The 20,400-nt window shown below is 59.2% G+C and carries 15 protein-coding genes, 2 tRNA genes and 3 rRNA genes; 10 read left to right on the forward strand and 10 right to left on the reverse strand.

What is annotated here, in order from left to right:
• Window positions 1–8: 8 nt before the first annotated feature.
• From P7A97_RS16745 to P7A97_RS16760, 4 genes are all read right to left on the reverse strand, one after another.
• Window positions 9–1,310, reverse strand: a complete 1,302-nt coding sequence (locus P7A97_RS16745; protein WP_277691207.1) for a leucine-rich repeat-containing protein kinase family protein — start codon at window positions 1,308–1,310, stop codon at window positions 9–11.
• A gap of 101 nt (window positions 1,311–1,411) precedes the next feature.
• A complete protein-coding gene (locus tag P7A97_RS16750) occupies window positions 1,412–2,455 on the reverse strand; it encodes an RNA methyltransferase (RefSeq protein ID WP_277691208.1) in 1,044 nt (347 codons plus the stop codon).
• A 75-nt stretch (window positions 2,456–2,530) separates the two neighbouring features.
• A complete protein-coding gene (locus P7A97_RS16755; protein WP_277691210.1) occupies window positions 2,531–3,133 on the reverse strand; it encodes a hypothetical protein in 603 nt (200 codons plus the stop codon).
• A gap of 14 nt (window positions 3,134–3,147) precedes the next feature.
• A complete protein-coding gene (locus tag P7A97_RS16760) occupies window positions 3,148–3,657 on the reverse strand; it encodes a DUF2846 domain-containing protein (protein WP_277691211.1) in 510 nt (169 codons plus the stop codon).
• A gap of 126 nt (window positions 3,658–3,783) precedes the next feature.
• On the opposite strand from P7A97_RS16760, the gene P7A97_RS16765 reads away from it, so the two are divergent.
• Window positions 3,784–4,074, forward strand: a complete 291-nt coding sequence (locus tag P7A97_RS16765; RefSeq protein ID WP_277691212.1) for a DUF1883 domain-containing protein — start codon at window positions 3,784–3,786, stop codon at window positions 4,072–4,074.
• Here the strand turns inward: P7A97_RS16765 and P7A97_RS16770 are convergent.
• The gene (locus P7A97_RS16770; RefSeq protein WP_277691213.1) at window positions 4,066–5,352 is read right to left on the reverse strand and encodes a diguanylate cyclase; all 1,287 of its coding nucleotides are present in this window, start codon (window positions 5,350–5,352) and stop codon (window positions 4,066–4,068) included. The genes P7A97_RS16765 and P7A97_RS16770 overlap by 9 nt on opposite strands.
• 217 nt (window positions 5,353–5,569) lie before the next feature.
• Between P7A97_RS16770 and P7A97_RS16775 the strand changes: the two genes are divergently transcribed.
• Entirely contained in the window at window positions 5,570–6,814 is a 1,245-nt protein-coding gene (locus tag P7A97_RS16775; protein ID WP_277691214.1) for an MFS transporter, read from the forward strand.
• Window positions 6,815–6,975: 161 nt separating this feature from the next.
• Entirely contained in the window at window positions 6,976–7,764 is a 789-nt protein-coding gene (locus P7A97_RS16780; RefSeq protein ID WP_277691215.1) for an SDR family oxidoreductase, read from the forward strand.
• Window positions 7,765–7,819: 55 nt separating this feature from the next.
• Here the strand turns inward: P7A97_RS16780 and P7A97_RS16785 are convergent, their stop codons facing one another.
• The 3 genes from P7A97_RS16785 to P7A97_RS16795 all read right to left on the reverse strand — a co-directional run bounded on the left by P7A97_RS16785 (window position 7,820) and on the right by P7A97_RS16795 (window position 10,234).
• Window positions 7,820–8,380, reverse strand: coding sequence for a TetR/AcrR family transcriptional regulator (locus P7A97_RS16785; protein ID WP_277691216.1), 561 nt, complete (start codon window positions 8,378–8,380; stop codon window positions 7,820–7,822).
• Between the two features lie 93 nt (window positions 8,381–8,473).
• A complete protein-coding gene (locus tag P7A97_RS16790) occupies window positions 8,474–9,604 on the reverse strand; it encodes a thiolase family protein (protein ID WP_277691218.1) in 1,131 nt (376 codons plus the stop codon).
• A gap of 78 nt (window positions 9,605–9,682) precedes the next feature.
• On the reverse strand, window positions 9,683–10,234 hold the full coding sequence (locus tag P7A97_RS16795) for a PaaI family thioesterase (RefSeq protein WP_277691219.1): 552 nt from the start codon (window positions 10,232–10,234) through the stop codon (window positions 9,683–9,685).
• A 115-nt stretch (window positions 10,235–10,349) separates the two neighbouring features.
• Between P7A97_RS16795 and P7A97_RS16800 the strand changes: the two genes are divergently transcribed.
• The 7 genes from P7A97_RS16800 (at window position 10,350) to rrf (ending at window position 18,702) form a co-directional block, all read left to right on the forward strand.
• Complete coding sequence (locus P7A97_RS16800) at window positions 10,350–11,552, forward strand: multidrug effflux MFS transporter (protein WP_277691220.1); 1,203 nt, start codon at window positions 10,350–10,352, stop codon at window positions 11,550–11,552.
• A gap of 17 nt (window positions 11,553–11,569) precedes the next feature.
• Entirely contained in the window at window positions 11,570–12,970 is a 1,401-nt protein-coding gene (lpdA, locus tag P7A97_RS16805) for a dihydrolipoyl dehydrogenase (protein ID WP_277691221.1), read from the forward strand.
• A 554-nt stretch (window positions 12,971–13,524) separates the two neighbouring features.
• Window positions 13,525–15,061 (forward strand): 16S ribosomal RNA (locus P7A97_RS16810).
• Between the two features lie 85 nt (window positions 15,062–15,146).
• Window positions 15,147–15,223, forward strand: a tRNA-Ile gene (locus P7A97_RS16815).
• A 22-nt stretch (window positions 15,224–15,245) separates the two neighbouring features.
• Window positions 15,246–15,321: transfer RNA gene (locus P7A97_RS16820), tRNA-Ala, on the forward strand.
• Window positions 15,322–15,564: 243 nt separating this feature from the next.
• Window positions 15,565–18,456, forward strand: a 23S ribosomal RNA gene (locus P7A97_RS16825).
• 130 nt (window positions 18,457–18,586) lie between these two features.
• Window positions 18,587–18,702 (forward strand): 5S ribosomal RNA (gene rrf, locus P7A97_RS16830).
• The 16S, 23S and 5S rRNA genes sit together here with 2 tRNA genes alongside, the layout of an rRNA operon.
• A gap of 125 nt (window positions 18,703–18,827) precedes the next feature.
• On the opposite strand, the gene queD is transcribed toward rrf, so the two are convergent.
• Together queD and P7A97_RS16840 are read right to left on the reverse strand one after the other, a co-directional pair.
• Window positions 18,828–19,184, reverse strand: a complete 357-nt coding sequence (gene queD / locus P7A97_RS16835) for a 6-carboxytetrahydropterin synthase QueD (protein WP_277691222.1) — start codon at window positions 19,182–19,184, stop codon at window positions 18,828–18,830.
• A gap of 120 nt (window positions 19,185–19,304) precedes the next feature.
• Window positions 19,305–20,384: a patatin-like phospholipase family protein gene (locus P7A97_RS16840; protein ID WP_277691223.1), complete on the reverse strand. Its 1,080-nt coding sequence runs from the start codon at window positions 20,382–20,384 to the stop codon at window positions 19,305–19,307.
• Window positions 20,385–20,400: the final 16 nt, after the last annotated feature.

The following is a 20,400-nucleotide window of genomic DNA, read 5'->3' on the forward strand; positions in this document are numbered from 1 at the left end:
GGGCGGGCTCAATCGCCCAGCAGGGCCAGTATTTCTGCAAAGAGCGGGCGTTCTTGCGGATCTACCGCCACGCAGCGCTGCTGCAGTTGCCACAGGTCTTCCAGGCCAGGCTGCGGGCAACGCTGCAGCAGTTCTTCCAGCAGGCAACCAAATGCGCGGGCCTCGATACGCTGCAAGCCTGGTGCGCTGGCCTGGCGTGGGTCGAAGAAGGAGGCGGCGCCAAAATCGCCCAGCAGGCAGTGGCCCGCCGCGTCGACCAGCAGGTTGTGGGCATACAGGTCGCCATGCAGGATGCCGCGCTGGTGCAGGTGGGCCGTCGCGGCCGCTGCGCCCTGGGCGATATTGAGCAGCTGTTGCCGGGTGAACTGGCGCTCTGCTGAGTAGATGTCGCGGGTGCAGCTGGCCAGCGAGGGCGGGCCGGCCAGTGGGCGGTAGTGCGGGGCGATCAGTTCCAGCAGCAGACCCTCCGCTGCGCCCGCTTGCGCGGCCAGTGGGCCGACCACACCAATCAGGTTGGCCTGCTCGCCGGCGGCTAAGCAGGCGGCCATTTCGCTGTGGGGCAGGCCGTCGCTGGTCAGCTCGCCCTTGAACAGTTTGGCGGCCATACTGCGCGCCGGCTGGCCAGGGGGTTGCCAGTGGGCGCGGTGGATGATGCCCGACGCGCCCTGGCCAAGTACTTCGCCCAGTGTGACCTGATCACGTGCGATGGCCGGCAACGGATGGCTGGCCAGCGCTTCGGCCTCGCTGGCATCGCTGCCCGGGTTGCCGGCAAAAGCCAGCCAGGCCAGGCGCGGCAGCCGCAGCAGCCACTCGGGCAGGCTGTCGATACGGTTGGCGGCGATGCGCAGCAACTCAAGGTTGGCCAGGTCCGCCATGCTTTCGGGCAGCTGCTGCAGGCGGTTGCCGGCCAGCATCAGCTTCTGCAGGCGTGCGCGCTCACCCAGTTGCCGGGGCAGGCTGGTGATCCGGTTGTCGGTCAGGATCAACCAGCGCAGCTGTGGCGGCAGCGCCGCTTCCGGAACCTGTTCGATACGGTTGGCCTTGAAACCGACCATTTCCAGTTGCGGGCACTCGCCCAGTACTTCGGGCAGCTCGCTGAAGGGATTGTCCGAGCAGAACAGCACTTTCAGCTTGTGCAGTCGCGACAGGTCGTGGGGCAGGTGGGTCAGGCGATTGCCGCTGAGGTTGAGGACTTCCAGGCTGTCGGCCAGCTGAAAGATTTCGGCGGGGAATTCGCTCAGTTCGGCGCTCAGGTCCAGGCGGGTGATGCCGGTCAGTGCGCCGCTGCGCAGTTGTTCGAGGCTATGCATGGTGGGCGATGGCTGGGTTGCAAAGCCGGCGAGGGTAGCACGACTCAGGTCATATCCAGCGGGCGTGGCAGGTGTCTATGCGGACTCAGGCTGCGAGATGGTTATCCGCGAACAGGACGCTGCAGGCGGCTGGTGTTGACGATGTCCACGGCGCGTGCGCGTAACTGGCCGCAGCCGCCGTCGATATCCTGGCCGGCGCTGTTGCGCACCTTGGTCAGGACGCCACGGCTGTGCAGATAACGCACCATCTGCACGATGCGCTCGCCGTCCGGGCGCTGGTAGTCGTCCAGTTCCAGGCTGTTGTAAGGGATCAGGTTGAGCACTGCGTATTTGCCCTTGAACAGACGCAGGATCTCGTCCATTTCGGCCTGGCTGTCATTGATACCCTTGAGCAGCGTCCACTGGTACTGGATCGGGTAACCAATGCGGCGCGCATAGGCCTCGCCCAGATCGACCAGCTCGTCGGGAGCGATCTTCGGCGCCTTGGGCAGCAGGCGTTCGCGCAGCGCGGCATCGGTACTGTGCAGCGACAGCGCCAGCGCTGGGCGCACGCGCTGCTGCGGCAGGCGCTCGAACACCCGTGGGTCGCCGACGGTGGAGAACACCAGGTTCTTGTGGCCGATGCCGCCGTCGGTGCCGAGCAGGTCGATGGCCTCCAGCACGTTGTCCAGGTTGTGCGCCGGCTCGCCCATGCCCATGAACACCACTTTCTTGACCGGGCGATAGCGCCGGGCCAGGGCCACCTGGGCGACGATTTCGGCGCTGCTGACCTGGCGCAGTAGGCCACTCTTGCCGGTCATGCAGAACACGCAACCCACCGCGCAGCCCACCTGGCTGGAGACGCACAGGCCATCACGCGGCAGCAGCACGCTCTCGACCATCTGACCGTCGGCGAGTTTGACCAGCAGGCGGATCGAGCCATCGGCAGCCGGATGTTCCGAATGCACACGGGCCAGTTGATCGAGATCGTCGCTCAACTGTGGCAGGCCATTGCGTACCGATAGCGGCAGAAAGTGCTCGGTATGTTGGCGCCGGGTGCCGGTGTTCAGCGGCTTGCCCTGCAGCCAGGCGCGCATTACCCGCCCACTGTGAGCGGGCAGGGCACCGAGATCGGTGAGGCGCTGATAAATGTCGGAGATACGCATGGGGCGCGCATGCTATCACCGCGCCTGAATGTTGCGTAGGGCAGACCGGCAGGTGGTTGCCCGCCGGTGCAAGGGTTACTGCGGTTCGACGCTGATGGCGACGGCGGAGGTCATACGCAGCACGACGATGCGGCCGAGGTAATCGGTCTTCATTTCCACGTCGGGGCGAACCTTGACGGTGCGCTCGCTACCGTCGGGCAGTTGCAGGGTGGCTGTGCGCAGGGTGGTGTCCATGCCCTTGACCACGGCAGTGACTTCGACGGTTTCTGCCGCCAGCATGCCCGGCTTGTTGCCTTGCGGCGCCGTGGCGAGCAGACCGGCGGCGCCGTCGGCACTGACGTCATTGGGCTGGCGCAGGTAGACGACACGTTCCATGGCAACCTTGGCCCGGACCTTGTCGCCCACGGAGAGCTGATCGAAGTTCTGCATTTCGGCAGGGGCGTTGAAGCTGTGGCTGTTGCCGCGTGCGTCGCGCAAAGTGAAGCGACGGTTGGCCTTGTCTACGGCGCTGACGGTGGCCAGAAGCTCCTCGGTCTCGGTGACTGCGCCGCCCGGCACGCCCGGGGTGTAGGCTTCAGAGCGAGTCTGGGTTGTGTCCAGCTCGTCAGTGCCATTGCTCTGGCAGCCCAGCAGCAGTGCACTGGCCAGGGACAGGGTGAGAATACGCAATGGGTTCATGCTCAGCTCCTTGCTCATGGGGTTTGCGGTTCGGTATTGCGGATCTCGTAGACTGCTTCATCGGCGCGCATGGGCCGGACATGAATCAGATAGCTGGGACCCATCGAGCCTAGGTTCATTTCGCTCAGATTGAAGCGCACATCGAGCTTGAGATACTTGACCTCGCCGGGGGCGACACTGAATTGCTGCTTGATGTCACGCGGCTCCCACTTGGCCTGGCGGGTTAGTCCGGTGATGCGCAGGTTGTGGCGGCCAGGCGCCAGCTCGATACGGCGATAGGAATTGAAGTGGAGGGTGCCAACACTCTGTTCGTCGATCAGCACGTCGGGATAGGAAAAACGCAAGGGTTGCCGGCCAGGGTTGTCTGCTTCAGGCCGGTACAGATACACCACGGATTGCTCGGGGCTGCTGGGGGGGATTGCCTCAAAATAACCTGGGCCTGCACAACCACTGAGGACTAGCAGAACAGCCCAGAGCGCGAACTTTCGATGCATGGTGGCTTCCTTGGCGGCGATTGCATTCAAGGCAGCGTAGCAGCGGAACCGTATTGCGACTATTAACTGGCGCAGCGTCCTCCATCGGCAGGGGAGCTTACTCCGTGCGCTCGTGTTATCGTCGCGCGCTTGGCTTCACACCCGGAATTACACCGCATGAAATTCATCCACCAGCGCGAGTTTCTTAACGAGGGCGACACGGTCGTCATTCAGTGCTCGCAGCCCTGCAACATCCGCCTGATGAACGATGCGAATTTCCGCAGCTTCAAGAACGGCGGCCGGCACACTTACCACGGTGGTGCCTTCGATCGCTTTCCGGCGCGTATCAAGGTACCCAGCGATGGCTTCTGGAATGTCACCTTGGATACGATAAGTCGCCGTGCCATCAGCGTGACGCGCAAGCCGCAGATGGACTACACGATCAAGTTCATTCGCCGTTCAGTCTGAGTGCTCCTGCCCGGCCACGTGCAACGGGCGGGCCAGGCGATACTGGTTATCGCCGCTGCGCTTGGCCTGGTACATGGCCTGGTCGGCGCTGTGCAGCAAGCGGTCGATGCTGTTGCCGTGCTCCGGGTAGAGCGCGATACCCAGGCTGACACCGACTTTCTGCTGACCCTGAGCCAGGTTGATGGGCGGTAGCACCACCGCCAGCAATTTGGCGGCGATGGCCGCTGCCTCCTCCTGGGTCGGGCGCTGAGGCGACAAGCCTTCAAGGAGTGCGACAAACTCGTCACCGCCCAGCCGCGCCACTCTGTCCGAGTCGCGCAGTGCCTGTTTAAGTCGTTTGCCGATTTCGACCAGAACCTGATCGCCGGCAGCGTGACCCAGGTCGTCATTGATGGCCTTGAAGCCGTTCAGGTCGATGAAGACCAGCGCCGCACGCGTGTCATTGTGCTGGGCGTGTTGCAGGGCTTCGCGCAGGTGCTCTTCAAAGCGCAGGCGGTTGTACAGGCCGGTCAGAGGGTCGTGGTGGGCGAGCCTGTGCAGTTGGCTGACGTTGGCTTTTTCCTCGGTGATGTCGCGCACCACCCCCATCATCTTGAGCGGTTGGCCCCGGGCATCCTTGATCACGTTGCCGGTCTCGCGTAGCCAGTGGATGCTGCCGTCCGGCCAGATCACGCGGTATTCCTCATCGTGGTTCTCGCCGGTTTCGATGCAGCGCAGTTCGCCTGCACGAACCTGAGCGCGGTCATCCGGGTGCACGCTGTCACAGAACAGCTGGTAGGAGGGAGTCACTTCGCCGACCCGGTAGCCGAACATGGCGTAGATGGCTTCCGACCAGTACAGGCGATCGGTGTCGATATCCCAGTCCCAGGTGCCGATACGGGCGAAGTACTGGCTACGCTGAAAACGCTCGCGTTCGGCTGTAGACGCTTGTGGCTGAAGAAGTAGCAGTTCGTCACTGCCGATGCGTGCGGGGATTCGGCATATGCGCAGTGTACGTTGTCGACCTTCATCATCTTGTAGGGCGATCGATTGAGTCGCTTCTGCACTGAGTGGCGGGAGCCAGTTGGAAAGTGGGTGCCCCCGCAGGTCGGTGGCGTCGCTGCCGAGCAGGCTTCGCGCAGCGGGGTTGTGCGACTTGATGAGGCCCTGCGCGCTGATGCGCAGAACGCCTTCTTCGAGTCGCTCCAGCAGTAGCTGTTGTTGCTGCAGGCGGCGGTACAGCAGGCTCAGGACGACCATCCCGGTCAGTGCGAGCAGTGGGAGCAGCAGGGCAAACAACGGTGGCACTCCAGGTGAAATCTGTCAGTGCAGGCATTATGCCTTCACTTTGTGTGCTTATTAGCCTGAGTTTGTATCTTCTGCTGGCTACGGCGCCGTTACGTTGCGCTCGCCTCTGGCATCGGGCAGTGTCGAGCCTGAAAGTTGTTTACCTGGACAGCTTTGCCCCCGTAGATTTTGCGACCTTCCAGCCAGCCCGCAGTACAAGGCCATCATCGTGCTTGCCGAACACTCCGTTTATCGTCAGCCAGGGTTCCTGCCGTTTCTCGTCAGTCGAGTGCTGGCCATGTTCGCCGTGCAGATTCTTGCCGTGGTGGTGGCCTGGCAGGTCTATGACCTGACCCGCGACCCTATGGCGCTGGCCTATGTCGGCCTGGCCCAGTTCATCCCCATGCTGTTGTTGCTGATGCCGGCGGGGGACCTGATCGACCGTTACGACCGCAAACTGATCCTGGCGCTGAGCTGGGGAGTGGAGGCGCTGTGTGCGGCGGCCTTGCTCTGGTTGTCGCTGGTGCAGGGGCCGGTCGGTGCCTTCTACATAGTGCTGGTGTTCTATGGCTGCGCCCGCGCCTTTACCGGCCCGGCGCTGTCCAGCCTGCTGCCGCAGATCGTACCGCGCGAACGCCTGGCGCCGGCCATCGCCGCCAACAGCATGATAGTGCGCGCCTCGACCATCTCCGGCCCGGTACTGGGTGGCGGGCTTTATGCCCTGGGCGGCGGCGGCCTGACCTATGCGGTGTGCCTGGGCTGCTTCTTGGGCGGCGTGCTGATGCTGGGGCTGGTCAAGGTGCGCTACGCCGAAGCGCGCCAGGCCCTGGAGTCCACCGCCTGGCAGCGCTTTACCGCGGGTATTCAGTTCATCCGCTCGCGACCGATCATTCTCGGCACCATTTCGCTGGACCTGTTCGCGGTGTTGCTCGGCGGCGTGGTGGCACTGTTGCCTATCTACGCCCAGGAAGTGCTCCAGGTCGGTCCGACCGGGCTCGGCATCCTGCGCAGCGCCATGGCCATCGGTGAAGTGCTGGTCGGTTTTTATCTGAGTGTGCGTCCGTTCAACCGCCATGTGGGCATGAGCATGTTTGCTGCGGTGGCAGTGTTCGGCGTGGCCAACCTGGTGTTCTCGCTGTCCAGCCTGTTCTGGCTGTCCTTTGCCGCGCTGCTGGTGGCGGGCGGTGCGGATATGGTGAGCATGTATATCCGTTCTTCGCTGGTGCAGTTCTCCACCCCGGATGCCATGCGGGGCCGGGTGAATGCCGTGAACATGCTGTTCATCGGCTCCTCCAATGAGCTGGGCGAGTTCCGCGCCGGCAGCAGTGCGGCTTGGTTCGGTGCGGTGCCGGCGGCGCTGCTGGGCAGCCTGTGCACGCTGGGTGTGGTCGGCGGCTGGATGTGGGGCTTCCGTAGCCTGCGCAAGGTTGATCGTTTCGAGGATGCCGCGCCCGCACAGGCCCCTCGCACATAGTTCTTTCGGCACCAAGCCGCGTTCGGCTTGGTGCCATTGGTTCCTGGGCTTCTCGCCCGCTCAGCTATTCCTCTATCGGTGTCATAGCGCATTCAGGGTTGTTTAATGATGCTTGTCATATAATATTGCGGTCGTCATCCAATCAATCGCGGAGATTCACCATGAGCAAGCAAGGCAAGGCGCTGATTACCGGCGCATCTTCTGGGATCGGGGCAACCTACGCCGAGCGCCTTGCGCTGCGTGGTTATGACTTGCTGCTGGTGGCGCGTGATCTGCCACGCCTGCAGGCGATGGCCGAGCGCCTGTCCGCCCTGCACGGCGTAGCTGTCGAGGTGCTCAAGGCTGATCTGACCGACAAGACCGACCTGCTGGCCGTCGAGCAGAAGCTGCGTGACGATGGTGCCATCAGCCTGCTGGTGAACAACGCCGGGGTAGCCAGCAATGGCACCCTGGCAGAGGCGGATCTGGAGCAGGCCGAGCGCCTGATCCAGTTGAACGTGGTGGCCCTGACACGCCTGGCTTCGGCGGCAGCGGCGCGGTTTTCCGCGGCAGGCCGCGGCGCTATCGTCAATGTCGCTTCGGTGGTGGCCTTGGCGCCGGAAATGTTCAACGCCGTATACAGCGCCTCCAAGGCCTATGTGCTGAGCCTGACGCAGACCCTGCATGGTGAAATCGCCGCCAAGGGTGTCCAGGTGCAGGCCGTGCTGCCTGGCGTGACGCGGACCGAGATTTGGGAGCGCAGCGGTATCGATGGCAGCAAGTTGCCGCCGGAGATGATCATGGAGGTTGGTGAGATGGTCGACGCGGCTCTGGCCGGTTTCGATCAGAGCGAGCTGATCACCATTCCCTCGCTGCCGGATGCGGCTGACTGGCAGGCCTTCGTTGCCGCCCGTGCGGCCTTGGGGCCGAACCTGTCACGTAACCAGGCGGCGCCGCGCTACAAGCGCTGAGGTAGAACGGAAAAGCCCCCGGATGGACTCTCGGGGGCTTTTTTGCGGGCGCCGTTCAGGCCTCGGTTTGCTGTAAGAGCAGGTCGCGAGTGCTGGTACGTAACAATTTCGCCAGTTCGGGGTCGGTGACGCTGCGCGACAGTACCAGGGCGCCAACCATGGCCGAGAGAATCAGCGCGCTCTGCTTGTCGGCATCCTCGCCGGACAGGCCGCTGGCGATGGTCTGCAGGCGATCGCGCACTATCTGGTCGGTGATGCGGCTGGGTTGGCCGCGTTGGCCCAGCTCGGCGGACATGGTCGGCAGCGGGCAGCCAGCCCCGGGCGATTGGCAGTGGGCGGAGGAGAGGTAGCGCTTGATCAGCTCGTGCAATGGCTTTGCCGCTTGGTCAAGATCGGTGAGGCCTGTTTTGAGTTGGTCGGCACTCTGCTGCAGGGCTTGCTCGACCAGGTCGTCCTTCGATTTGAAGTGCGCGTAGAAACCGCCATGGGTCAGGCCCAGCGCCTTCATCAAAGGCTGTAAGCCGGTTGCCAGCACGCCGTCGCGGCGAAAGCGCAAAGCCGCTTCATCGATGATGCGTTGATGGGTCTTGGCTTTGTGGTCTTCCGAATAGCGCATGCGATCAGCTCCGGGCAAAGGTTGGAATGCCGACCTTAATGTTACACGGTCGGCAGATTGTGTGATCCAGCGAGATGCTGAGCCTTACCGGTATCAGACGGCTTCGAGCAAGGTGGCGACGCCCTGGCCTCCGGCAATGCACTGGGTGGCGATGGCGTAACGACCGCCGGTGCGCTTGAGCAGCGCAGCGGCCTTGCCGGTGATGCGCGCGCCGGTGGCGCCCAGCGGGTGGCCAAGGGCGAGGGCGCCGCCGTCCAGATTGACCCTGGCCATGTCCAGGCCCAGCTCACGCACGCAGGCGATGGACTGGCTGGCGAAGGCCTCGTTAATTTCGACCAGGTCGATGTCGGCGATATTCAAACCGGCACGCTCCAGCACCTTGCGAGTTGCCACCACGGGGCCCATGCCCATGATCTCCGGAGCGCAGCCGCCGACTGCAACGGCCTTGATGCGAGCAAGGATATCCAGACCGTGATTGCGCGCGAATTCCTCGCTGCACACCAGTACGGCGGCGCTACCGTCGGTGAGAGGCGAGGAGGTGGCGGCGGTGACGCTGCCACCGAAGGCCGGCTTGAGCTGGGCCAGCGCTTCAAGGCTGGTGCCGGGACGGATGCAGCCGTCTTCGCTGACCAGACCGTCTGGCGTCTCCAGCGTAAGTATTTCGTCCTTGAAGTATCCCAGCTCACGGGCGTTTACGGCCTTGGCGTGAGACTCGACCGCCATGGCTTCCTGCTCCTCGCGGCTGACCGCGAAACGCTTGGCCACTTCCTCGGCAGTGTGCCCCATGGCCATGTAGGCCTGCGGGAAACTGCTCATCAGGCTGGGGTTGGGTGAAATGTTGAAGCCGCCCATGGGGACGCGGGTCATGGATTCCACGCCGGCGCAGAGGAAGGCATCGCCGGCGCCGAGCAGGATCTGCCCGGCGGCGAAGTGCACCGCAGTCATGGATGAGCCGCAGAAACGGTTGACCGTGGCCCCGCCGAGAGTTTCGGGAAAGCCGGCACGGAAGCTGGCGATACGGGCGATGTTCATGCCTTGTTCGGCCTCGGGGTAGGCGCAGCCCATGATCACGTCTTCCAATTGGCTGGGATCAAGATCGAGTTTGTTGACCAGGCCCTTCAACACTTGGGCGGCCAGGTCGTCGGGGCGCAGATTGATCAGGCCGCCTTTTTTGGCGAAGTGGAAGGGGGAGCGGGCATAGCCGGCGATTACGATGGAGGTCATGCTGGGTTTCCTTTTTTTGACATGTTGGTCGACATATATTTGGTCGGCATTTCCGGGCTAAAGTACGGATCAGCAGCTCTAGGCTGCACCTCGCTCGCGCAGGTCGAAAATCATGCAGGTAGTGGAACCGACGGCATACAGTCGGTCGTTCGCGTCGTAGATCCGTCCTTCGGCCAAGGCCGTGGAGCGGCCCAGATGCACCAGCTTGCCTTCCGCGCGCACCGGCCCGGTGTTACGGGTCAGAGCGCGCACATAGCTGATGCGCAAGTCGATGGTGGTATAGCCCTGGCCAGGCTCAAGCCGGGTATGCACGGCACAGCCCATGCAGGAGTCGAGCAGGGTGGCTGCATAACCACCGTGCACACTCCCTAGCGGGTTGTAGTGCCGTGCGTCAGGCGTGCCCTGGAACAGAAACCGCCCTGGCTCCCATTCCAGCGGAACGAAGTCGACAAGATGCCCGAAGGGTGGACTGGGCAGTTCTCCTCGACCAATTCGATCGAAGAACTCCTGAGCGCTCAGCTCGCTGACCTGTTGCAGCGACAACGTGCCGGGCTCTCCGAGCTTGTCGCGGGCTATCTGCTCGGCCTGTCTCCAGGCAATCAGGCGCTCTTCTTGGCTATGTGTGGGCATCTTGCTTCTTCTCCGCGTGTCTTTTGATGATTGCTATCATTCAATAAATAATATTATGGTTGAAATGTAAACAGGCGATTCCATTCCGGAAACCTGATCCGTCGAGAGTTGCGCGATGCTTAAACCTTCACAGAGCTTGCTGTGCCTGCTCATGCTGCTGACTGCACTGGGCGAAATTTCTACCCAACTGCTGATTCCGGCTCTGGGTGACTTGGAGCGTGGCTTTGCTGCGCCGCCAGGTTCGAGTCTGCCGGTCTTGTCGACATTCGTTGCAGCTTTTGGCCTGGGGCAGCTGGTGCTGGGGCCGCTCTCCGATCGTTTCGGTCGGCGTCCCGTGCTGCTGGCGGGGCTGGCGACCTACCTGGTGGCCACACTGTGGTTGCTGGGGGCTGGCGATCTCGCTGAGTTTGTTCTCGCCAGGGCGCTGCAAGGCCTGGGGGCGTGCTCCGCGCTGGTGTTGGCGCGTGCCATCGTGCGAGACGTTTGGCAGGCTCAGGCCGGGCCGGCATTGGCGATGACCGTGATCGGGATGCTAGTTTCCATCGCGCTTGCGCCCATGCTGGGTGGCATCCTGACCCTGCATTGGGGATGGCAGGCACCTTTGTGGTGTTCGCTAACCGTGGGCGGTATGGGGCTGCTCGGAGTCGTTCTCTTCTACCAAGAGAGCAATAGCCATCTCGATCCTCAGGCTGGACGGCCATCGAAACTGCTCGGCGACTATATGGACTTGTTCCGGGGCAGGCCGCTGCGCACTTTTGCGCTGACTCTGGCCTGCACCTACGGTGCGATGTTCAGTGTGATTGCCGGGTCATCCTTCATCTATATGAGGCTGCTGGGTCTCAGCACAGCAGAGTATGGGCTGGTGTTCGGTGGCATCGTGTCCGGGCTGATTGCAGGAGCCCTGTTCACGCAGCGCATGATTATGCGGCTAGGGCCCGAGCGTATTGTGGCCGTCGGGGTGGCGCTGGTGCTGGTAGGCGCAGCGCTGACCCTTCTGGCGCACCTGTTCTTTGGTCTTTCCCTCTGGGGGCTTTCGCTGCCGCAGGTGCTGGTCACTGTGGGAGGTGGCATGTTGATACCGGCCTCGGTTGCTGGCGCAGTCATCCCCAATGCGCACCGTGCGGGGCTCGCCTCAGGCTTTATGGGCTTTGCGCAAATGGCTGGCGCCACCCTGGCCGGCGTGCTGCTTGGGATGCTGCAAGGTACTACCGCCTGGCCTATGGTTGTTCTGCATAGCTCTTTCGCCGCTGCAGCTTTTGCGGCCTTCCATCTCTCACGCAACCGTGGCGCAGCGACAGAGCTGTCAGCGGCGCGCTAACTCACGGAGCGATTTTAATGACTGCATATGATGTGGTTGTCATTGGCGGTGGGCCGGGCGGTTATAACGCCGCGATTCGTGCCGGTCAGCTCGGGCTCAAGGTCGCCTGTGTAGAGGGACGAGAAACCCTGGGTGGAACCTGTCTCAATGTGGGCTGCATGCCATCCAAGGCCCTGTTGCATGCGTCCGAGCTCTACGAGGCGGCCAGCGGCAAGGAGTTCGCCAGCCTGGGGATTGAAGTCAAGCCGAAACTCAACCTGCTACAGATGATGAAGCAGAAGGATGAGAGCGTAGCAGGCCTGACCAAAGGCATCGAATTCCTCTTCCGCAAGAACAAGGTTGATTGGATCAAGGGCTGGGGGACGCTGAGCGGTGCAGGGCAGGTCCTGGTGACGGCTGCTGATGGCAGCCTGATTCAGCTGCAGGCCAAGGACATTGTCATCGCAACGGGATCGGAGCCGACACCGTTGCCAGGCGTCGCAATCGATAACCAGCGCATACTCGACTCCACAGGCGCACTGGCGCTGCCCGAGGTGCCAAAACACCTGGTGGTCATAGGTGCTGGTGTGATCGGTTTGGAGTTGGGGTCGGTCTGGCGCCGCTTGGGCAGCGCAGTCACCGTGGTCGAATACCTCGACCGTATTTGCCCAGGGCTCGACGATGAAACGGCCAAAACCCTGCAGCGTGCGCTGAGCAAGCAAGGCATGAAGTTTCAACTCGGCAGTAAGGTCTCGGGCGCAGTGGTTAAGGGGCAGGGTGTTGAGTTGAGTCTTGAGCCGGCTGCTGGTGGGGCCGCTCAGGTGCTGGAATGTGATTACGTTCTGGTTGCCATAGGCCGGCGTCCCTACACCGAGGGCCTGGGGCTGGAGAGCGCCGGGCTCACAACCGACAAGCGCGGGATGTTGGCCAATGATCACCACAAGACAGCTGTGCCCGGTATATGGGTTATCGGTGATGTCACCTCTGGGTTGATGCTGGCGCACAAGGCCGAAGATGAAGCCATCGCCTGCGTCGAGCGGATTGCCGGTAGGTCGGCCGAGGTGAATTACAACGTCATTCCTAGTGTCATCTACACCAAGCCCGAAGTCGCCTGTGTCGGTTTGACTGAAGAACAGCTGAAAGAAGCAGGGCGTAGCTACCGGGTAGGCAAGTTCCCTTTCACGGCGAACAGTCGCGCCAAGATCAACCATGAAGCCGAGGGTTTCGTGAAAGTCCTGGCAGATGAGCGGACGGACGAAATTCTTGGCGTGCACATGGTCGGGCCAAGCGTGAGCGAGATGATCGGCGAATATTGTGTGGCCATGGAGTTCGCCGCATCGGCCGAAGACATCGCGCTGATCTGCCATCCACATCCGACCCGTTCGGAGGCACTGCGTCAGGCCGCCATGGGAGTTGATGGCTGGATCATGCAGGCTTGAGGCAGGTTTGCCCAAAAAAGCATTGACGGGTAGGTTCGAAGGCCTATAATGCGCGCCTCTTACGGCGCAGTCTGATCTGAAAACTCCTTGTTAATCAGTGAGTTAGATGAGTGAAAAAGGTTGCGCTGGCGGCGAATTCGAATAGAATGCGCCGGGCTGGCGGGGTAGTGGTTTTGCTCTGTCGGTGCTTCGGTCGGTTTTGATCGAAAGTGGTTGAAAGAGGTGGTTGACAGCGGTTTTGAACGCTGTAGAATTCGCCTCCCTCTGACGAGAAGAGAATCTGGTCTGAGGCGCAAGCGGTTGAGAAGAAACGAAAAATCTTCAAAAACAGCTTGACGGAAAGAAGGGCTGCTGTAGAATGCGCGGCCTCGGTTGGGACGAAAGACTCGCCGAAACGTTCTTTAACAACAGAATCAAGCAATTCGTGTGGGTGCTTGTGAGGTAAGACTGATAGTCACCTGATTATCAGCAACACAAGTAACACTCGTGAATTCGAGAGTTTATTTGCGATTGCTGAGCCAAGTTTAGGGTTTTCTCAAAACCCAAGCAGTATTGAACTGAAGAGTTTGATCATGGCTCAGATTGAACGCTGGCGGCAGGCCTAACACATGCAAGTCGAGCGGATGATGGGAGCTTGCTCCTGGATTCAGCGGCGGACGGGTGAGTAATGCCTAGGAATCTGCCTGGTAGTGGGGGACAACAGTTGGAAACGACTGCTAATACCGCATACGTCCTACGGGAGAAAGCAGGGGACCTTCGGGCCTTGCGCTATCAGATGAGCCTAGGTCGGATTAGCTAGTAGGTGAGGTAATGGCTCACCTAGGCGACGATCCGTAACTGGTCTGAGAGGATGATCAGTCACACTGGAACTGAGACACGGTCCAGACTCCTACGGGAGGCAGCAGTGGGGAATATTGGACAATGGGCGAAAGCCTGATCCAGCCATGCCGCGTGTGTGAAGAAGGTCTTCGGATTGTAAAGCACTTTAAGTTGGGAGGAAGGGCAGTAAGTTAATACCTTGCTGTTTTGACGTTACCAACAGAATAAGCACCGGCTAACTTCGTGCCAGCAGCCGCGGTAATACGAAGGGTGCAAGCGTTAATCGGAATTACTGGGCGTAAAGCGCGCGTAGGTGGTTCAGCAAGTTGAAGGTGAAATCCCCGGGCTCAACCTGGGAACTGCCTCCAAAACTACTGAGCTAGAGTACGGTAGAGGGTAGTGGAATTTCCTGTGTAGCGGTGAAATGCGTAGATATAGGAAGGAACACCAGTGGCGAAGGCGACTACCTGGACTGATACTGACACTGAGGTGCGAAAGCGTGGGGAGCAAACAGGATTAGATACCCTGGTAGTCCACGCCGTAAACGATGTCGACTAGCCGTTGGGATCCTTGAGATCTTAGTGGCGCAGCTAACGCATTAAGTCGACCGCCTGGGGAGTACGGCCGCAAGGTTAAAACTCAAATGAATTGACGGGGGCCCGCACAAGCGGTGGAGCATGTGGTTTAATTCGAAGCAACGCGAAGAACCTTACCTGGCCTTGACATGCTGAGAACTTTCTAGAGATAGATTGGTGCCTTCGGGAACTCAGACACAGGTGCTGCATGGCTGTCGTCAGCTCGTGTCGTGAGATGTTGGGTTAAGTCCCGTAACGAGCGCAACCCTTGTCCTTAGTTACCAGCACATTATGGTGGGCACTCTAAGGAGACTGCCGGTGACAAACCGGAGGAAGGTGGGGATGACGTCAAGTCATCATGGCCCTTACGGCCAGGGCTACACACGTGCTACAATGGTCGGTACAAAGGGTTGCCAAGCCGCGAGGTGGAGCTAATCCCATAAAACCGATCGTAGTCCGGATCGCAGTCTGCAACTCGACTGCGTGAAGTCGGAATCGCTAGTAATCGTGAATCAGAATGTCACGGTGAATACGTTCCCGGGCCTTGTACACACCGCCCGTCACACCATGGGAGTGGGTTGCTCCAGAAGTAGCTAGTCTAACCGCAAGGGGGACGGTTACCACGGAGTGATTCATGACTGGGGTGAAGTCGTAACAAGGTAGCCGTAGGGGAACCTGCGGCTGGATCACCTCCTTAATCGAAGACTTCAGCTTCTTCATAAGTTCCCACACGAATTGCTTGATTCCTTGTAGAAGACGATGCTGTAACGCGACCCTGTTATAGGTCTGTAGCTCAGTTGGTTAGAGCGCACCCCTGATAAGGGTGAGGTCGGCAGTTCAAATCTGCCCAGACCTACCAATTGCTTGGTACAGATAAATACGGGGCCATAGCTCAGCTGGGAGAGCGCCTGCTTTGCACGCAGGAGGTCAGCGGTTCGATCCCGCTTGGCTCCACCATTATCGTCGCGTGAAAGAGTTCAGAAATGAGCGCTTCAGAATAGTCTGATGAGTGCTGATTTCTGGTCTTTTGACCGGTACAAATCGTTCTTTAAAAATTTGGGTATGTGATAGAAGTGACTGATTAATTACTTTCACTGGTAATTGATCTGGTCAAGGTAAAATTTGCGTGTTCTCTATGCAAATTTTCGGCGAATGTCGTCTTCACGTTTGAGACAGTAACCAGATTGCTTGGGGTTATATGGTCAAGTGAAGAAGCGCATACGGTGGATGCCTTGGCAGTCAGAGGCGATGAAAGACGTGATAGCCTGCGATAAGCTTCGGGGAGTCGGCAAATAGACTGTGATCCGGAGATCTCTGAATGGGGGAACCCACCTAACATAAGTTAGGTATCTTGCACTGAATACATAGGTGTAAGAGGCGAACCAGGGGAACTGAAACATCTAAGTACCCTGAGGAAAAGAAATCAACCGAGATTCCCTTAGTAGTGGCGAGCGAACGGGGACTAGCCCTTAAGCTTCTTTGATTTTAGCGGAACGCTCTGGAAAGTGCGGCCATAGTGGGTGATAGCCCTGTACGCGAAAAGGTCTTAGAAGTGAAATCGAGTAGGACGGAGCACGAGAAACTTTGTCTGAATATGGGGGGACCATCCTCCAAGGCTAAATACTACTGACTGACCGATAGTGAACTAGTACCGTGAGGGAAAGGCGAAAAGAACCCCGGAGAGGGGAGTGAAATAGAACCTGAAACCGTATGCGTACAAGCAGTGGGAGCCCACTTTGTTGGGTGACTGCGTACCTTTTGTATAATGGGTCAGCGACTTATATTCAGTGGCAAGCTTAACCGAATAGGGGAGGCGTAGCGAAAGCGAGTCTTAATAGGGCGTCTTAGTCGCTGGGTATAGACCCGAAACCGGGCGATCTATCCATGGGCAGGTTGAAGGTTAGGTAACACTGACTGGAGGACCGAACCGACTACCGTTGAAAAGTTAGCGGATGACCTGTGGATCGGAGTGAAAGGCTAATCAAGCCCGGAGATAGCTGGTTCTCCTCGAAAGCTATTTAGGTAGCGCCTCATGTATCACTCTGGGGGGTAGAGCACTGTTTCGGCTAGGGGGTCATCCCGACTTACCAAACCGATGCAAACTCCGAATACCCAGAAGTGCCGAGCATGGGAGACACACGGCGGGTGCTAACGTCCGTCGTGAAAAGGGAAACAACCCAGACCGTCAGCTAAGGTCCCAAAGTTGTAGTTAAGTGGGAAACGATGTGGGAAGGCTTAGACAGCTAGGAGGTTGGCTTAGAAGCAGCCACCCTTTAAAGAAAGCGTAATAGCTCACTAGTCGAGTCGGCCTGCGCGGAAGATGTAACGGGGCTCAAACTACACACCGAAGCTACGGGTGTCACGTAAGTGACGCGGTAGAGGAGCGTTCTGTAAGCCTGTGAAGGTGAGTTGAGAAGCTTGCTGGAGGTATCAGAAGTGCGAATGCTGACATGAGTAACGACAATGCGAGTGAAAAACTCGCACGCCGAAAGACCAAGGTTTCCTGCGCAACGTTAATCGACGCAGGGTTAGTCGGCCCCTAAGGCGAGGCAGAAATGCGTAGTCGATGGGAAGCGGGTTAATATTCCCGCACTTCTAGTTACTGCGATGGGGGGACGGAGAAGGCTAGGCCAGCACGGCGTTGGTTGTCCGTGTTTAAGGTGGTAGGCAGAGATCTTAGGCAAATCCGGGATCTTAATGCCGAGAACTGATGACGAGCGTCCTTTTGGACGTGAAGTGGTTGATGCCATGCTTCCAGGAAAAGCCTCTAAGCTTCAGGTAACTAGGAACCGTACCCCAAACCGACACAGGTGGTTGGGTAGAGAATACCAAGGCGCTTGAGAGAACTCGGGTGAAGGAACTAGGCAAAATGGCACCGTAACTTCGGGAGAAGGTGCGCCGGTGAGGGTGAAGGACTTGCTCCGTAAGCTCATGCCGGTCGAAGATACCAGGCCGCTGCGACTGTTTATTAAAAACACAGCACTCTGCAAACACGAAAGTGGACGTATAGGGTGTGACGCCTGCCCGGTGCCGGAAGGTTAATTGATGGGGTTAGCGCAAGCGAAGCTCTTGATCGAAGCCCCGGTAAACGGCGGCCGTAACTATAACGGTCCTAAGGTAGCGAAATTCCTTGTCGGGTAAGTTCCGACCTGCACGAATGGCGTAACGATGGCGGCGCTGTCTCCACCCGAGACTCAGTGAAATTGAAATCGCTGTGAAGATGCAGTGTATCCGCGGCTAGACGGAAAGACCCCGTGAACCTTTACTGTAGCTTTGCACTGGACTTTGAGCCTGCTTGTGTAGGATAGGTGGGAGGCTTTGAAGCGTGGACGCCAGTTCGCGTGGAGCCATCCTTGAAATACCACCCTGGCATGCTTGAGGTTCTAACTCTGCTCCGTTATCCGGAGCGAGGACAGTGTATGGTGGGCAGTTTGACTGGGGCGGTCTCCTCCCAAAGAGTAACGGAGGAGTACGAAGGTGCGCTCAGACCGGTCGGAAATCGGTCGTAGAGTATAAAGGCAAAAGCGCGCTTGACTGCGAGACAGACACGTCGAGCAGGTACGAAAGTAGGTCTTAGTGATCCGGTGGTTCTGTATGGAAGGGCCATCGCTCAACGGATAAAAGGTACTCCGGGGATAACAGGCTGATACCGCCCAAGAGTTCATATCGACGGCGGTGTTTGGCACCTCGATGTCGGCTCATCACATCCTGGGGCTGAAGCCGGTCCCAAGGGTATGGCTGTTCGCCATTTAAAGTGGTACGCGAGCTGGGTTTAGAACGTCGTGAGACAGTTCGGTCCCTATCTGCCGTGGACGTTTGAGATTTGAGAGGGGCTGACCTTAGTACGAGAGGACCGGGTTGGACGAACCTCTGGTGTTCCGGTTGTCACGCCAGTGGCATTGCCGGGTAGCTACGTTCGGAAAAGATAACCGCTGAAAGCATCTAAGCGGGAAACTTGCCTCAAGATGAGATCTCACTGGAGCCTCGAGCTCCCTAAAGGGCCGTCGAAGACTACGACGTTGATAGGTTGGGTGTGTAAGCGCTGTGAGGCGTTGAGCTAACCAATACTAATTGCCCGTGAGGCTTGACCATATAACACCCAAACAATTTGGCTGTTAGACGGTGAAGTCGACAGAAATGCCGAAAGTTTGCTGAACACGCAATACCGATATCACATACCCATTCGGGGAAACGACTAAACACCGAGTCCCCAACCGAATTGCTTGACGACCATAGAGCGTTGGAACCACCTGATCCCATCCCGAACTCAGTAGTGAAACGACGCATCGCCGATGGTAGTGTGGGGCTTCCCCATGTGAGAGTAGGTCATCGTCAAGCTCCTATCCCAAACCCCCGACCCGCTTACGCTGGTCGGGGGTTTGTCTTTGCGCCGAGAAAATTTATAGAAAGCTAATGACGTAAAAAGCCACCTTTGGGTGGCTCTTTCTATTGCCGAAGACGGTTCAGTCGCCGCGGTATTCGCAGCCGCTAGTGCAGGTTTCGTGAACTCGTACGCGGGACAGTTCAGGCAGTAATGGTTTGAGCTCCAGCCATATCCACTTTGCGAGATTCTCGCTAGTGGGGTTTTCCAAGCCTGGAATTTCGTTCAGGTAGTTATGATCAAGCAGGTCGTAGATCGGTTTGAAGATGGCCTTGATCTCGGCGAAGTCACGAATCCAGCCGGTATGAGGATCGACCTCCCCCTCGATATAAATAGCCGCACGGAACGAGTGGCCGTGCAGGCGTCCGCACTTATGGCCTGTCGGTACATTGGGCAGAAAGTGGGCGGATTCGAATGTGAATTCTTTGAACAGTTCCAAGGTAAGTGCGCTCTGCTGGATAGATGCGAAACGGGTCAGATATGTGTTCGCCGCAGTTTACCAGCCGCAATCTCAGATCGCCCGTCGCATCGGGGGGGCTCGCGGACTGAAGGTAGTAACTCAAAGGGGTTGTAGACGCTCGCTTAACTGATCATTTTCAGTCAGCTGAAGAAATTCGTCGCCCAGCCTTTGGCTTTCGGCCATTGCCTTACGCCAGTAACGTTCGCGGCCGGCATCGTCGCCTAGATAGCGCTTGAAGTCGCTGCGGTCCGGTAGCTTGCCGTGAGGCAGTTTCGCCAGGTATTCAGGTGAGGGAGACAGCAGCAAGACGTCCTGCAGTCGATCACCGTCACCCCGTCGCCAGGGCAGACTCTTATCAAACCAGCCAGGAATGACCTTATCGGTGAAGTGTGGGTACAGCACTACACCGTCGCTTTCGTAGGGCAGGTCGAGGTGGTAGTCCAGCAGGCCTCCGTCACGGTAACTGCCTGGCTCCAGGCCCGGAATGTCGCGGATTGCCTCCATGACCATGGGTATGGAGCCCGAGGCCAGCAAGGCGTGACGCAAGTTGCTCTCGGCCAAGGTGTGAAAGTGTGAGCGGAAATCATTCAGGGTGGCTAGCGGCGGTAGTTGGCGGGCGTCATGCAGGATCACCCGCTCGAAGTGCCGGCCTAAACGCTGTCGGCCGAGAAGGTTGTTGCCAATGACCGACGACAGGCCAAGACCAAGCTTGCCGCGATGATCGTGCTGCAGCAGACCATGGCTACGCACGATCACTATGTTGAGGCGATAGAGCGGATTGTTAAGTACTGCCGCATCTTGCCCCTCGAACAAGTCATCCAGTAACTGCACACAGCTGCGCGATACCTCTGCCATGCTCACGCCCTTGGCGAAGCGTTGGCTGGTATAAAGCTCACCGAGGCGTCGAATGCCCGCGCAGGCGTCAGGCAGGCAGGCGCTGGCGAAGCGCCAGGAACCGATCGAGGCGCCGATGAGCGTGCGTTCGCGTGGTGCTCGTGGCAGCCAGTCGCCGAACAGCGCCAGATCCAGTCCCTGAATACCAAGCCCTTTGGGCCCGCCGGCGGCCCCAGGCAGAATGCTTACATCTGCTGGCAGCAGACCGCGTTCACGAATGCGGGCGAGGGCGCGTTTGCCTGCACGCAGGCTAAGGGCAGGGGATTTGATGTGGATCGCGGTCATGCTCGGCTCCGTATTG

Origin of the sequence: Pseudomonas sp. GOM6 (assembly GCF_029537485.1) — a bacterium.
Lineage (GTDB): Bacteria > Pseudomonadota > Gammaproteobacteria > Pseudomonadales > Pseudomonadaceae > Aquipseudomonas.